We start from the raw sequence: 12,377 nt of genomic DNA, 5'->3' as shown, positions 1-12,377 counted from the left end.
CACCCCGTCCGGACCGGGGTCAGGAAGCTTTTTGCGGCTCGCGCAGGAAGATCTCGACCCGGCGGTTGCGCGCGCGACCTTCGTTGGTGTTGTTGTCGGCGATCGGCTGGCGTGCGCCAACGCCGGAGACTTCGACGCGCTGCTCACTGACCCCGCGCGCTTCCAGGTATTCGCGCACGCTGCGTGCCCGGTCGACCGACAGCGGGTCGTTGACCGCGTCGCTGCCGGTGCTATCGGTATGGCCGACCACGCGCACGTTCATCGAGTGGTCCAGGCCCTGCGCGAACTGGTCGAGCACCGGGCGCAGCTCGGGCTTGATGTCGGCGCGGCCGGAGTCGAACGAGATGTCGCTCGGCACGTTGACCTTCAGCTGGTTGTCGGCCGTGCGGTCGACAGTCACGCCGGTGCCTTGCGTTGCCTTCTCCATCGCCTTGCGCTTGTCTTCCATGCGCTTGGACCACAGGTTGCCGGCAACCGCCCCCAGCGCACCACCCACGACAGCGCCGGTGCCGGCCTTGCCGCCGGTGCCGGAGCTGATCAGCGCGCCGGTGACGGCGCCAATACCTGCGCCCGCGGCGGTGCCTTTCTCACGTTCGCCCATGTTGCTGCAGCCGCTGGCGAGCAGGGCGGCGGCGACGATCCAGGACAGGTGGGGGTTGACATGTTTCATGGCTTTTCTCCAATTGAACCAACGATGGAGCAAAGCGTATGCCGCACCCGGTGGTGCACGGATTCAAGATGCAACGGGTGATACGGTCAGCCCGCTGTCTTCCAGGCCGAACTGCATGGCGGCCAGGCGGGCGTACAAACCATCACGCTCGATCAGCTCGGCATGGGTGCCCTGGTCGATGATGCGGCCGGCTTCCAGCACGACGATGCGGTCGGCCTTCTGCACCGTGGCCAAGCGGTGCGCGATGACCAGCGTGGTCCTGTGCGCCATCGCCGCTTCGAGCGCGGCCTGAACCATGCRCTCGCTCTCTGCATCGAGTGCGCTGGTGGCTTCGTCCAGCAGCAGCAGCGGTGGGTTTTTCAAGATCGCGCGGGCAATGCTGATGCGCTGACGCTGGCCACCGGACAAGCGCACGCCGCGCTCGCCGAGGAAGCTGCCGTAACCGCCGGGCAATGCGCTGATGAACTCGTGCGCGAAGGCGGCTTTGGCGGCGGCAATGACTTCGTCGTCGCTGGCCTCGGGCCGGCCGTAGCGGATGTTCTCCATCGCGCTGGCCGAGAAGATCACACTGTCCTGCGGCACGATGCCGATGCGGTGGCGCAAGTCGCCGAGCGCGGCCTCGCGCACATCGACACCATCGACCAAAACGTGGCCAGCCTCGGCGTCGTAGAAGCGCAGCAGCAGCTGGAACACGGTGGTCTTGCCGGCGCCGCTGGGGCCGACCAGCGCCACCGTTTCGCCGGGCCGCACCTCGAGGTTGAGGTCCATCAGCGCGGCCTGGTTGGGCCGCGACGGGTAGTGAAAGCGCAGGCCTTGCAGCGCCACCCGTGAGCCGCGCTCGGTGGCTGGCAGCGCGCGCGGCTGGAGCGGCTCGGCCACCGGTGAGCGGGCGGCCAGCAGCTCCATCAGCCGCTCGCTGGCGCCGGCAGCGCGCAGCAGGTCGCCATAGACCTCGGACAGCACCGCGACCGAGCTGACCAGCACGATCACGTACAGGACAGTCTGGCCCAGGTGGCCGGCGGTGATGTCACCGCGGATGACGGCCTGCGTGCCCTGGTACAGGCCCCACAGCAGCGCGCCGAAGGTGGCGGTGATGATGAACGCCACCAGGATCGATCGCACCAACGTGCGCTTTTTCGCAGTGTCGAAGGCGGCCTCGGTTGATTGCGAGAAGCGGCTGGCTTCGCGCTTTTCCTGCGTGTAGCTCTGCACCACCGGCACCGCGTTCAGCACCTCGGCGGCGATCGCGCTGGAATCGGCGACGCGGTCCTGGCTGGCGCGGCTCAGCTTGCGCACGCGGCGGCCGAACAGCAGCGCCGGCAGCACCACCAGCACCAGGATGCCGAGCACCTGGCCCATCACCAGCGGGTTGGTTGCGACCAGCATGCCCAGCGCGCCGATGCCCATCACCGCATTGCGCAGGCCCATGCTGAGGCTGGAGCCGACGACCGTCTGCACCAGCGTCGTGTCGGTGGTCAGCCGGCTCAGCACCTCGCCGGTGGCGGTGGTCTCGAAGAACTCGGGGCTTTGTTGCACCACATGGGCATAGACGGCGTTGCGCATGTCGGCCGTGACCCGCTCGCCCAGCCAGGTGACCATGTAGAAGCGCGCCGCCGAGAACACGCCGAGGGCGGCGCCGACGCCGAACAATGCGCCGAAGTGCTCACGTAGCGCCATCAGTCGGGCGCCCGGCTCGGCCGCCATCAAGCCCTGGTCGATCAGCGTCTTCAGCGCGACCGGCAACACCAGCGTGGCCACCGCGGCCAGCACCATGAAGGCCAGCGCCAGCACGATGCGGCCGCGGTAGGGGCGCAAGAACGGCCCCAGTCCCGACAACGAGCGGGGAGACGAGGCCTTGGGACGTTCGATGGGTGCGGTCGACATGGCGCGCAGTGTAGGCAATGGAAGTGACGAGACGGCGCCGTGACCGGCCCGGAACGCGGCGCCATGGAAAACCCTCACTAATTCAAGGCTATTCAATGACTGCCAACACAATCATTGCACAGGCAATTAAAGTGGCGGCATGAATCAAGACGACACCTCTTCCCCTGGGTTCTATGTGCCGGGCCAATACCGGCCGGACCAGAGCGTGGGCTACCTGATGAAGCGGGTGCTGTCGTCGGTGCTGGCCCAGGCCGATGAACGCCTGGCCTCGCTGGATTTGACGCACGCCCAGTGGCTGCCGCTGTTCAAGCTGGCGGCCAAGGAATGCCACACGGTGGCGGGCTTGGCGCGCGAGCTGGAGCTGGACCCGGGCGCGATGACCCGGTCGCTGGACCGGCTCGAAGCCAAGGGCCTGGTGCGCCGTGAACGATCGACCGAAGACCGCCGCGTCGTCAACCTGGTGATGACCGACGAAGGCCGCCAGGTGGCCCGTCAGGTGCCGCCGGTGATGGCCGAGGTGCTGAACAACCACCTGCAGGGTTTCAGCGAAGACGAATGGAAGCAGCTGATTGCGCTGCTGACCCGCATGGTGGCYAACGGCGACGCGATGCGCCAACCGCCAGCAGCATGAAGGAGGCCGCCATGAAAAGACTGACTCTCCCCCATCTCTCACTGCCGCGCCTGTCTTGGCCGCAGGGCAGCCCGATCGGCCGCACCGGCCTGACCGCGCTGGTCGCGGTGGCCTCGGTCGTTGTGTTGCTGGCCGGTTGCGCTACGCCCGGCGAGCCGACTGCCCGCCTGGCCGAAACCGCGCCCGCTACGGTGGGCTTGAGTGACACCACCAGTCCCGCCGCACCGGCGCGCTGGTGGACGACGCTCGGCGACCCGCAACTCAGCGGCCTGGTCGACCAGGCGCTGCGCGATCAACCGAGCCTGGCCGTGGCGCAAGCCCGCGTGGCCCGCGCTCGTGCAGCCGCCGGCATCACCAAAGCGGCCGACGGCCCGCAGGCCAACCTGACGGTCGAAGCCTCGCGCCAGCGCTACACCGAAAACGGTCTGGTGCCGCCGCCGATCGCTGGCTCGATGCAGAACACTGGCACCGTGCAGGCGGGCTTGAGCTGGGGTCCGGACTGGTATGGCCAGCAGGCCGCCGCGCTGGCCTCGTCACTCGGCCAGGCCCGCGCGGCCCAGGCTGATGTGGCGGTGGCCGCCAATGCGCTGGCTACCCAGGTGGCGCGTGCCTACGTGGGCCTGGCCCGCTTGGTCGCGCAACGCGAGGTCGCGCAACGCACGCTGGCTCAGCGCGACGAATTGCGCTCGCTGACGCAGCAGCGCGTCGCCGCCGGTTTGGACACCCAGGTCGAGCTGGTGCAGGCCGATGCCGCGCTGCCCGACACGCGGGCCCAGATCGAATCGCTCGACGAACAGATCACGCTCGCTCGCCACCAGCTGGCAGCCCTGAGCGGCCAGGCGCCTAACGCATTGGATTCGCTGACCCCCACGATCGATCGCCTGGCCGCACAGACCTTGCCGCCGACCCTGGGCGCCGACCTGCTGGGCCGCCGGCCCGACGTGGTCGCCGCGCGCTGGCGCGTCGAAGCCGCCGGGCAAGACGTGAAGGTTGCCCGCACCCAGTTCTACCCGAACATCAACCTGACGGCCTTCATCGGCTTCAACGCGATCGGCCTGGACCAGGTACTCGAGTTCGGCAGCCGCCAGTTCGGCGTCACGCCGGCGTTGCACCTGCCGCTGTTCGACGGCGGCCGGCTGCGCGCTCAGCTGAGTGGCCGCGAGGCCGACCTGAACCTGGCGGTGGCGCAATACAACGCCACCGTGCTCGACGCGGTGCGCGAAGCCAGCGATTCGATCAGCTCGCTGCAATCGCTGGCGCGTCAGCGCAAGGAGCAGGCTGATGCGCTGGCCGGTGCGCAGAAGGCCAACGACCTGGCGCTGCAGCGTTACCGTGCCGGGCTGGGCAGCTACCTGATCGTGCTGAACACCGAGAGCCAATGGCTGGCGCAACGCCGCCTGGCGGTGGACCTCCAAGCCCGCGAAATCGACACCGGCGTGGCGCTGCTGAAGGCGCTGGGTGGCGGCTGGGCCGATGACACGCAAGTCGTCGCCGCCGCGCACTAACCAAGACATCCGACGAAAGACAACACCATGACTGAAGCCGCTGCATCGCCTGCTCAGGCCCCCGCCGCCAACCCCAACGGCCGCCGCCGCGGCCTGACCGTGATCGCCGTTGCCGTCGCACTGGCCGCTGCCGGCTGGGGCGGTTGGCACTGGGTGCATGGCCGCCACCATCAGACCACCGACAACGCTTACGTCGCCGGCAACGTGGTTCAGATCACGCCGCAGGTCAGCGGCACGGTGATCGCGATCCTGGCCGACGACAACGACGCGGTGAAGGCCGGCCAGGCGCTGGTCAAGCTCGACACCGCCGACGCCAAGGTCGCCCTCGACCAGGCCGAAGCGCAGCTGGCGCAGACCGTGCGCGAAGTGCGCGCGCTGTACGCTGGCAACGCGACGCTGAAGGCGCAGGTGGCTTTGCGCGAAGCCGACCTGGCCCGCGTGCAGGCCGACCTGGCCCGCGCGCAGGACGACGTGAACCGCCGCGCCCCGCTGGTGACCAGTGGCGCCGTCGGCAAGGAAGAGTTCCAGCACACCACCGCGCAGCTGGCCTCGGCCAAGAGCGCGCTGGCTGCCGCGCAATCGGCCGCGCTGGCCGCGAAAGAGCAGCTGACCACCGGCCAGGTGATGACCGATGGCACGAGCGTCGAACAGCACCCGAACGTGCAGCGTGCCGCAGCCCGCGTGCGCGAGATGGCCCTGGCGCTCAAGCGTGACGAGCTGCCGGCACCGATCGAAGGCCATGTCGCCAAGCGGGCGGTCCAACTGGGCCAGCGCGTACAGGCCGGTGCGCCGCTGATGACGGTGGTGGCGCTCGACAAGCTGTGGGTCGACGCGAACTTCAAGGAAGGCCAGCTGGCCGACCTGCGCATCGGCCAGCCGGCCGAGCTGCAGGCCGACGTCTATGGCACCAAGGTGACCTACCACGGCAAGGTGGCGGGCCTGGGCGCTGGCACTGGTGCGGCCTTCTCGCTGCTGCCGGCGCAGAACGCCACCGGCAACTGGATCAAGATCGTGCAGCGTGTGCCGGTGCGCATCCAGCTCGATCCGCAAGAGCTGGTCGAGCACCCGCTGCGCGTCGGCCTGTCGATGGAAGTCAATGTCGACACCGGTGACCGTGGCGGCAAGACGTTGGCCGATGTTCCGCGCGTGCAGGCCGTGGCCGCCACCGGCGTCTACGAGGCGGTCGATCGCGAAATCGACGAGCGCATCCGTAGCATCGTGCGCGGTGGTTTGTCTGTGGCCCGCACTGCGCGCCTGCCGTCATGAGCTCCGCCGCCGCTTCCAACACGGCGGCCTCGGGCAGCGAAGCGGTGGCCAAACCGGCGGCCGCGGTGCCGCCCAGCCCGCCGCCGCCGCTGACTGGCACCGCGCTGGTGCTGGGCACGGTGTCGCTGTCGCTGGCGACCTTCATGAACGTGCTCGACTCGTCGATCGCCAACGTGTCGCTGCCGGCGATTGCCGGTGACCTGGGCGTCAGCCCGGGGCAGGGCACCTGGGTCATCACCAGCTTTGGTGTGGCCAACGCGATCTCGGTGCCGCTGACTGGCTGGCTGACGCAGCGCTTCGGCGCGGTGCGGCTGTTCACGCTGAGCGTGCTGCTGTTCGTGCTCGCGTCCTGGCTGTGCGGCTTCGCGTCGTCGCTGGAGATGCTGGTCGCGTTCCGAGTCTTCCAGGGTTTGGTGGCGGGGCCGATGATCCCGTTGTCGCAGACCTTGCTGCTGTCGAGCTACCCGCGTGCCAAGGCCGGAACGGCGCTCGCGCTGTGGGGCGTCACGACACTGGTCGCACCGGTGGTCGGGCCGCTGCTCGGTGGCTGGATCACTGACAACGTCTCGTGGCCGTGGATCTTCTACATCAACGTGCCGATCGGCTTGGCGGCCGCGGCCGTCACCTGGGGCATCTACAGGCACCGCGACACGCCGCGCCGCAAGCTGCCGATCGACACGGTGGGCCTGGGCTTGCTGGTGGTGTGGGTTGCTTCGCTGCAGCTGATGCTGGACAAGGGCAAGGAGCTGGACTGGTTCGCGTCGCCGCAGATCGTGCTACTGGCCATTGTTGCGGTGGTTGCGTTCGCGGTCTTCGTCGTCTGGGAACTGACCGACGCGCACCCAGTGGTCGACCTGCGCCTGTTCAAGCGCCGCAACTTCGCCTTTGGTGCGTTGGCTTTGTCGGTGGCTTACGGCCTGTTCTTCGGCAACGTCGTGCTAATGCCRCTGTGGCTGCAGCAGTGGATGGGCTACACGGCCACCAACGCCGGCATGGCGCTGGCGCCGGTGGGTATCTTCGCGATCCTGTTCTCACCGCTGGTGGGCCGCAAGGTGTCGGTGTGGGACCCGCGCCGCATGGCCACGGGGGCGTTCATCGTCTTCGCGCTGGTGCTGTGGATGCGCTCGCAGTTCACCGTGCAGACCGACCTGGTCCATGTGCTGGTGCCGACGCTGATCCAGGGTGCGGCGATGGCCTTCTTCTTCATCCCGCTGACGACGCTGACGCTGGCCGGCTTGACGCCCGATCGCATGCCGGCCGCGGCGGGCCTGAGCAACTTCGTGCGCATCACCGCTGGCGCAATGGGCACCTCGATCGCCACCACGCTGTGGGACGACCGGGCCGCGCTGCACCACGCTCACCTGACCGAGCCGCTGTCGGCCGGCCAAGGCGCGTTCGCCAACGTGCTGGCTTCGCTGCAGGCAGCGGGGATGAGCGCCCAGCAGGCGCTGGCGCAGGTCAATCGGCTGATCGACCAGCAGGCCTACACGCGAGCCGCCGACGACATCTTCTTCGGCTCGTCGATGCTGTTCCTGGCGCTGATCGCGCTGATCTGGTTCACCAAGCGGCCACCAAAAATTGGCGGCGGGGCGGCTGACGCTGGTGGCGCGCACTGATTGATTGGTGCCCCCACGCCCGCTCCGGCGGGCTGCCCCCCGAGGGGGCTCGCGCAGCGGACCGGCCAAGCCGGATCCGCGCACGCCACTTGAGGGCGCTGGCTCCTGCGGAGCTAGCGCTACAAAGTCAGCCGGAGACGCTCTGGTCATCCGCGGGGCGCTCTTGGGTTGGCGGCAACCGCCCGCGCCGCGCCAGCGCCTCGCGCAGCAGAAACTCCACCTGCGCGTTGGCGCTGCGCAGCTCCTGCGACGCGAGCCGCTCGATCTCGGCCCACAGCGCGGGGTCGATGCGCAGCGGATAACTCTTCTTGCCGGGACTGGCCATTGGCTTTCTACAGACGCGGTGCGAGCACGCGCATCAGCCCGGCGACGTCGGCGCTGCCCAGGCGGAAGTGCTTGCCGTCGCGCCGGGTCACCTGCAGCGCGTCCAGGCCGCCGATGTTGTAGAGCATGCCGTTGGGCGTGATGCGGATGCCCCAACCTTCCTGCCACTTCGTGCGGCAGGGCTCGACCCGCGCGATGTCGGCCAGTGCCACATGGCCACGCGGCCAGCCCAGCCAGCCGAAGCGCCAGCGCAACTCGCCACCGCCGACCTCGACAGTCAGGCTGCCCATGGCCAGCGCGATCAGGCCGAGCACGGTGCCGAGCAGCAGCAACTGCCACGGTGGGTTGAGCGGTTCGCGCCACAGGGACACGGTGACCACAAACAGGGCGGAGCCGAGCAGCAAGAGCACGATGGCCCAACCGAACTGGCGCTCGCGGTAGACATACTCTTCACGCATGGGGTGAGCCTTTCAACAGGTTCGACAGGCACGACGCCGAGCCGCGCGTTCAGTTGTAGAGCGTGCCGGCGTTCAGGATCGGCTGCGTGTCCTTGTCCGAACACAGCACGACCAGCAGGTTGCTGACCATCGCCGCCTTGCGCTCGTCGTCCAGCACCACGATCTCGCGCTCCGACAAACCCTTCAGCGCCGCCTCGACCATGCTGACCGCGCCTTCGACGATCTTCTTGCGCGCGCTGATGATGGCCTCGGCCTGCTGCCGGCGCAGCATCACCTGGGCGATCTCGGGCGCGTAGGCCAGGTGCGTCAGCTTCGAGTCGAGCACCTCGACGCCGGCGTCAGTAAAGCGCACCTGCAGCTCGGCCTTCAGCGCCGCGGCGACCTCGTCGATGCTGCCGCGCAGCGTGATTTCCTGGGCGTCCGGGTCCTCGCCGTGGTCGTAGGCGTATTGCGAGGTCACGTGGCGCAGCGCGGCCTCGGCCTGCACCTTGACGAACAACTCGTAGTCGTCGACCTCGAACACAGCTTGCGCGGTGTCCCGTACTCGCCAGACCACCGCGGCGGCGATCTCGACTGGGTTGCCGCGCTTGTCATTGACCTTTTGCGCCGGCATGTTGAGGTTGCGCGCCCGCAGCGAGATCTTGCGCCCCACGTACAGCGGGTTGGCCCAGCGCAGGCCTTCGTTGCGGTCGGTACCCTTGTACTCGCCGAACAGCAGCAGGATCGCTGCGGTGTTGGGCTGAAGCATGTACAGCCCGGCCAACACCAGCACACCCGAGACCAGCAGCAACAGCGTCACCAGCAAGCCGGGCAAACCGGCTACGCCACGAATCAGCGACGCGACGCCAAACACGATCAGCAGGACGCCAACCAGCACCATCAGGTAGCCGTTGGCCGACGGATAGGGCCGCTCAGCCCGTGAATCAGGACCCATGACGTGTCTCCACTGAAATCAAAGTGATATCACTTTACGAAGTGCCGGGCCGATCGTCAAGCGGCGGCCGGCGCGGGTTTTAGCTGCACGAATGGTGGTGACGGGCGGGGCCGGTGKTGGCTACTATCGACCGCCTACTGGAGCGGCTGTCCATTGCCGCCCGCCGACGAATGACCGCGCTGAACGACATCGACGAACTGTTGCCGCAGCTGCGCCTGCTGGGCGCTACCGAGCTGCATGTGCGTGGCCGCGTGCTGCGCCACTTCGGCGGCCGCAGCGGCGAGTTGCTGTTGGCGCAGCTGGCACTGGCGCCGCGCAGGGCCCACCCGCGCGAGTCGCTGATCGACCAGCTCTGGCCCGACGCTGACCTCGACGCCGGCCGCAACCGGTTGCGCAACGCACTGTCGGTGCTGAAGTCCAGCCTTGCCGAGGCCGGCTGCGAGCAGATCGTGCTGGCTGACCGCGACAGTCTGCGGCTGGCGCCCGGCGCCCTGGTCTGCGATGTGCAGCGGTTCGAAGAGGCCGTGCAGCGTCAGCAATGGCTGGACGCGCGCCATACCTACGCCGGCGAGCTGCTGCCCGGCCACTACGAAGAGTGGGTCGAAACCGAACGGCAGCGGCTGGCCACCCTGGCCGACCGCATCCCCAGCCAGTTACCTGCACTCGGGCCGGCCGAGCAGCGTGCGATGAACCTGCTCGATCGCGCCGCGCTGCAGGCCAGGCGTGGGGCGCCAGGCTTCGAGACGCGGGCCGTCGAGCTGCTGGAGCAGGCGGTGCAAGAGGCGCCCGGCTTTGCGCTGGCCCACACCCGGCTCGCTGCGACGCTGTACAACCGCGCGCTCAGGCTGGTCGGCAGTGAGCGGCGCAGCCAGTTCGAGCGCGCGCGGCAGGAGGTGGCCGAGGCCGTCCGGCTGGACCCGGGTGACCCGCGGGCGCGGGCGATGTGGCTGGTCTACCGCTATCGCCACGAGCTGGACTTCGCGCAGACGCGCGACGCGCTGTGGGCGCTGGCCGAGCGCTTTCCCGACTCGCCGGTGCCCCTGAACGCACTGGGCATCGTCTACACCGATGTCGGCCACGCCGACGAGGCCGAGGCCTGCCAGCGCCGCGCCCACCGGCTGGAGCCGCTGAGCGTGATCGGGCTGTACAACGTCGGCGCGGCACGCATGAATGGCTACCGCTACGCCGGCGCGCTCGCAGCTTTCGACCAGGTGCTGGAGCTGGAGCCCGACCACAGCGTGAGCCAAGTCGGGCGCTTCTTCGCGTTGGCCGGCCTGGGCCAGCTCGACGACGCGTGGGCGCAAGCTCAGCGGGCCGCGGCCACCGGGGCGATTGGTGCGGATGAACTGGGGTTCTATGCGGCGCTGTGCGCCCATTGGGCTGAGCGGCACGACGAGGCGGCACAGTTGTATGCCGAGCCGCAGACCGCGGCCTTGTGTGCGCGCGAACCAGCCTACGCGGTGCTGCGTGACGTGCACCTGGGCCGGTTCGACGAAGCGTTCGCCCGCGTGCGGCAGATGCACGCCGATGGCGACCCGAACCTGCTGGTGGTGTTCGGCTCGCGCAACGGGCTGGACACGCGGGCCGACCCGCGCATCGACGCGATCGCACAGTCGCTGGGCTGGCGGCCGGTGGCCGAGATGCACGCCCGTGCCGCCAAAGCGCCGCCGCCCGAACCATTGTGAATGGGCTCCGAATCCGTCACGCACACCTTGTAAACAAGCCTCAACTCGGCCCCAAAAAGGCCGATTTGTGTTCGAATTCTTCTACTGAATCACAGGAACCCGATGGTGGATTCAAGCGAGGCGCGCGAGACCCGCGACGCCCATCCGACATGGATGCAGAACCTGACCCAGCTGGCCAGCCGCGCCAGCCTGGGCTCGGCATGGGCCTTCCAGATCGGGGTGGCGGTCATCGTGGCGCTGGGCGTGGCAACGATGCTGGTCTGGCTGGACGGCAGCTCCTGGCCGGTCGCCATCGGTGCCGGCGCCATCGCGTTGCTGCCGGCGCTGGTGGCTGGTGGCGCGGCGCTGCACCTGGCCCGCGCCTTGGCGCAATCGTCGGTCCAACGCGAGCTGCTGATGGTCGACGACGAGTTGACCGGCGTCAGCAACCGCCGCCAGTTCCTGCGCCTGACCGAACGTGAGTGGGCCCGCTGCCGCCGTTACGGCGACGACGGCGCGCTGCTGCTGATCGACGCCGACCACCTGCGCCGCATCAACGACAGCATGGGTCAGCGCTGCGGCGACGCGATCCTGCTCGAAGTGACGCGCCGAGTGAACGCGACACTGCGCCAGTCCGACCTGCTGGCCCGCTTTGGCGGCGCCGAGTTGGCGGTCTTCCTGCCGCACACCGACCCGCTGGGCGCGCTGGATGCGGCCGAGCGGATCCGCCAACAGGTCGCTTCGGCGCCGTTCCGCTGGGAAAGCGCGCATGTCGTAGCCACCGTCAGCGTCGGCGTCGCCCATGTGCACATGGGCCAGGCCTCGCTCGACGGGCTGGTGCAGGACGCTGAATCGGCGCTGCAAGCCGCCAAGGAAGCCGGCCGCAACTGCGTGCGCGCGACGCCGATCCAGCCCCGCCGCAGCGGCGAGACGCGCTCCGTCACGTCGTAAGAAAACCGGCTCCCGCCGCCAGCCGCCGCAGCGCCAGCTCGGCGGCTTTTTCGTCTTCGGCCTCGACGCTGACCCGGTCCATGCCGCGCAGCCAGGTCAGCTGGCGCTTGGCGAGTTGGCGGGTGGCGGCTGCGCCGCGCTCCATCAGGTCGGCGCGCAATGCGTCGCCGCTGAGGCCCGCGTCGAGTGCCTCCCAGGCTTGGCGGTAGCCGACGCAGCGCATGCTGGGCAGGTTGGTGTGCAGGTCGCCGCGCTCGCGCAAGGCCTGCACCTCGTCGAGAAAGCCGTGGTTCAGCATCTGCTCGAAGCGTTGGCCGATGCGGGCGTGCAGCCAGGCACGGTCGCGGGGCTCCAAGGCAAGCAGGCGGTGGCGAGGCGGAGTGCTCGGCGCGTCGCCGCCACGGGTATGAAAGGTCGACAAGGGTTGGCCGGTGACGCGGAACACTTCGAGCGCACGCTGGATGCGCTGTGCAT

General features: G+C 68.9%; 12 protein-coding genes. 6 read left to right on the top strand and 6 right to left on the bottom strand.

Features of this window, described 5'->3' with window-relative positions:
* Nucleotides 1-19 precede the first annotated feature (19 nt).
* Both AC1DYI_RS05035 and AC1DYI_RS05030 read right to left on the bottom strand, forming a co-directional pair.
* Nucleotides 20-670: a YiaD family glycine zipper/OmpA-like lipoprotein gene (locus tag AC1DYI_RS05035; protein ID WP_477202978.1), complete on the bottom strand. Its 651-nt coding sequence runs from the start codon at nucleotides 668-670 to the stop codon at nucleotides 20-22.
* Between the two features lie 63 nt (nucleotides 671-733).
* Nucleotides 734-2,554 carry an ABC transporter transmembrane domain-containing protein gene (locus AC1DYI_RS05030; protein WP_477202977.1) on the bottom strand — a complete coding sequence of 607 codons (1,821 nt, stop codon included), beginning with the start codon at nucleotides 2,552-2,554 and terminating at the stop codon, nucleotides 734-736.
* A gap of 139 nt (nucleotides 2,555-2,693) precedes the next feature.
* On the opposite strand from AC1DYI_RS05030, the gene AC1DYI_RS05025 reads away from it, so the two are divergent.
* From AC1DYI_RS05025 to AC1DYI_RS05010, 4 genes are read left to right on the top strand one after another with little or no spacing between them, the layout of a single operon-like run.
* Complete coding sequence (locus AC1DYI_RS05025; protein WP_477202976.1) at nucleotides 2,694-3,185, top strand: MarR family winged helix-turn-helix transcriptional regulator; 492 nt, start codon at nucleotides 2,694-2,696, stop codon at nucleotides 3,183-3,185.
* Between the two features lie 20 nt (nucleotides 3,186-3,205).
* A complete protein-coding gene (locus AC1DYI_RS05020) occupies nucleotides 3,206-4,690 on the top strand; it encodes an efflux transporter outer membrane subunit (protein ID WP_477202996.1) in 1,485 nt (494 codons plus the stop codon).
* 27 nt (nucleotides 4,691-4,717) lie between these two features.
* A complete protein-coding gene (locus tag AC1DYI_RS05015; protein WP_477202975.1) occupies nucleotides 4,718-5,956 on the top strand; it encodes an EmrA/EmrK family multidrug efflux transporter periplasmic adaptor subunit in 1,239 nt (412 codons plus the stop codon).
* Nucleotides 5,953-7,572 carry a DHA2 family efflux MFS transporter permease subunit gene (locus AC1DYI_RS05010; RefSeq protein WP_477202974.1) on the top strand — a complete coding sequence of 540 codons (1,620 nt, stop codon included), beginning with the start codon at nucleotides 5,953-5,955 and terminating at the stop codon, nucleotides 7,570-7,572. The genes AC1DYI_RS05015 and AC1DYI_RS05010 overlap by 4 nt, the downstream gene beginning before the upstream one ends.
* A gap of 127 nt (nucleotides 7,573-7,699) precedes the next feature.
* Here AC1DYI_RS05010 and AC1DYI_RS05005 read toward each other — a convergent pair whose 3' ends face one another.
* Genes AC1DYI_RS05005 through AC1DYI_RS04995 form a run of 3 tightly spaced genes read right to left on the bottom strand, consistent with a single transcriptional unit; the run spans nucleotide 7,700 to nucleotide 9,288 of the window.
* Nucleotides 7,700-7,897, bottom strand: coding sequence for a type II toxin-antitoxin system antitoxin (locus AC1DYI_RS05005; protein ID WP_477202973.1), 198 nt, complete (start codon nucleotides 7,895-7,897; stop codon nucleotides 7,700-7,702).
* 7 nt (nucleotides 7,898-7,904) lie between these two features.
* Nucleotides 7,905-8,354: a hypothetical protein gene (locus AC1DYI_RS05000; RefSeq protein WP_477202972.1), complete on the bottom strand. Its 450-nt coding sequence runs from the start codon at nucleotides 8,352-8,354 to the stop codon at nucleotides 7,905-7,907.
* Nucleotides 8,355-8,403: 49 nt separating this feature from the next.
* Entirely contained in the window at nucleotides 8,404-9,288 is an 885-nt protein-coding gene (locus AC1DYI_RS04995) for an SPFH domain-containing protein (protein WP_477202971.1), read from the bottom strand.
* Between the two features lie 170 nt (nucleotides 9,289-9,458).
* On the opposite strand from AC1DYI_RS04995, the gene AC1DYI_RS04990 reads away from it, so the two are divergent.
* Both AC1DYI_RS04990 and AC1DYI_RS04985 read left to right on the top strand, forming a co-directional pair.
* Nucleotides 9,459-10,973 (top strand): AfsR/SARP family transcriptional regulator, encoded by a 1,515-nt coding sequence (locus tag AC1DYI_RS04990; protein WP_477202970.1) that lies wholly within the window; start codon nucleotides 9,459-9,461, stop codon nucleotides 10,971-10,973.
* Nucleotides 10,974-11,075: 102 nt separating this feature from the next.
* Nucleotides 11,076-11,903, top strand: a complete 828-nt coding sequence (locus AC1DYI_RS04985) for a GGDEF domain-containing protein (protein WP_477202969.1) — start codon at nucleotides 11,076-11,078, stop codon at nucleotides 11,901-11,903.
* Here the strand turns inward: AC1DYI_RS04985 and AC1DYI_RS04980 are convergent.
* Nucleotides 11,893-12,377 (bottom strand): tRNA (adenosine(37)-N6)-dimethylallyltransferase (locus AC1DYI_RS04980; protein ID WP_477202968.1); only part of this gene is annotated, 485 nt, incomplete at its 5' end. The genes AC1DYI_RS04985 and AC1DYI_RS04980 overlap by 11 nt on opposite strands.

This window comes from Ideonella sp. P3_A4 (assembly GCF_056403075.1).
The sequence above is the reverse complement of the archived record's forward strand: the minus strand, read 5'-3'. Positions and strand labels throughout refer to the sequence as shown.

Excerpts from the sequence above, each read along its gene's own strand:
- AC1DYI_RS04985 (WP_477202969.1), top strand. The coding sequence starts at position 11,076 with ATGGTGGATTCAAGCGAGGCGCGCGAGACCCGCGACGCCCATCCGACA.
- AC1DYI_RS04990 (WP_477202970.1), top strand. The coding sequence starts at position 9,459 with ATGACCGCGCTGAACGACATCGACGAACTGTTGCCGCAGCTGCGCCTG.
- AC1DYI_RS04995 (WP_477202971.1), bottom strand. The coding sequence starts at position 9,288 with ATGGGTCCTGATTCACGGGCTGAGCGGCCCTATCCGTCGGCCAACGGC.
- AC1DYI_RS05035 (WP_477202978.1), bottom strand. The coding sequence starts at position 670 with ATGAAACATGTCAACCCCCACCTGTCCTGGATCGTCGCCGCCGCCCTG.
- AC1DYI_RS05005 (WP_477202973.1), bottom strand. The coding sequence starts at position 7,897 with ATGGCCAGTCCCGGCAAGAAGAGTTATCCGCTGCGCATCGACCCCGCG.
- AC1DYI_RS05015 (WP_477202975.1), top strand. The coding sequence starts at position 4,718 with ATGACTGAAGCCGCTGCATCGCCTGCTCAGGCCCCCGCCGCCAACCCC.
- AC1DYI_RS05000 (WP_477202972.1), bottom strand. The coding sequence starts at position 8,354 with ATGCGTGAAGAGTATGTCTACCGCGAGCGCCAGTTCGGTTGGGCCATC.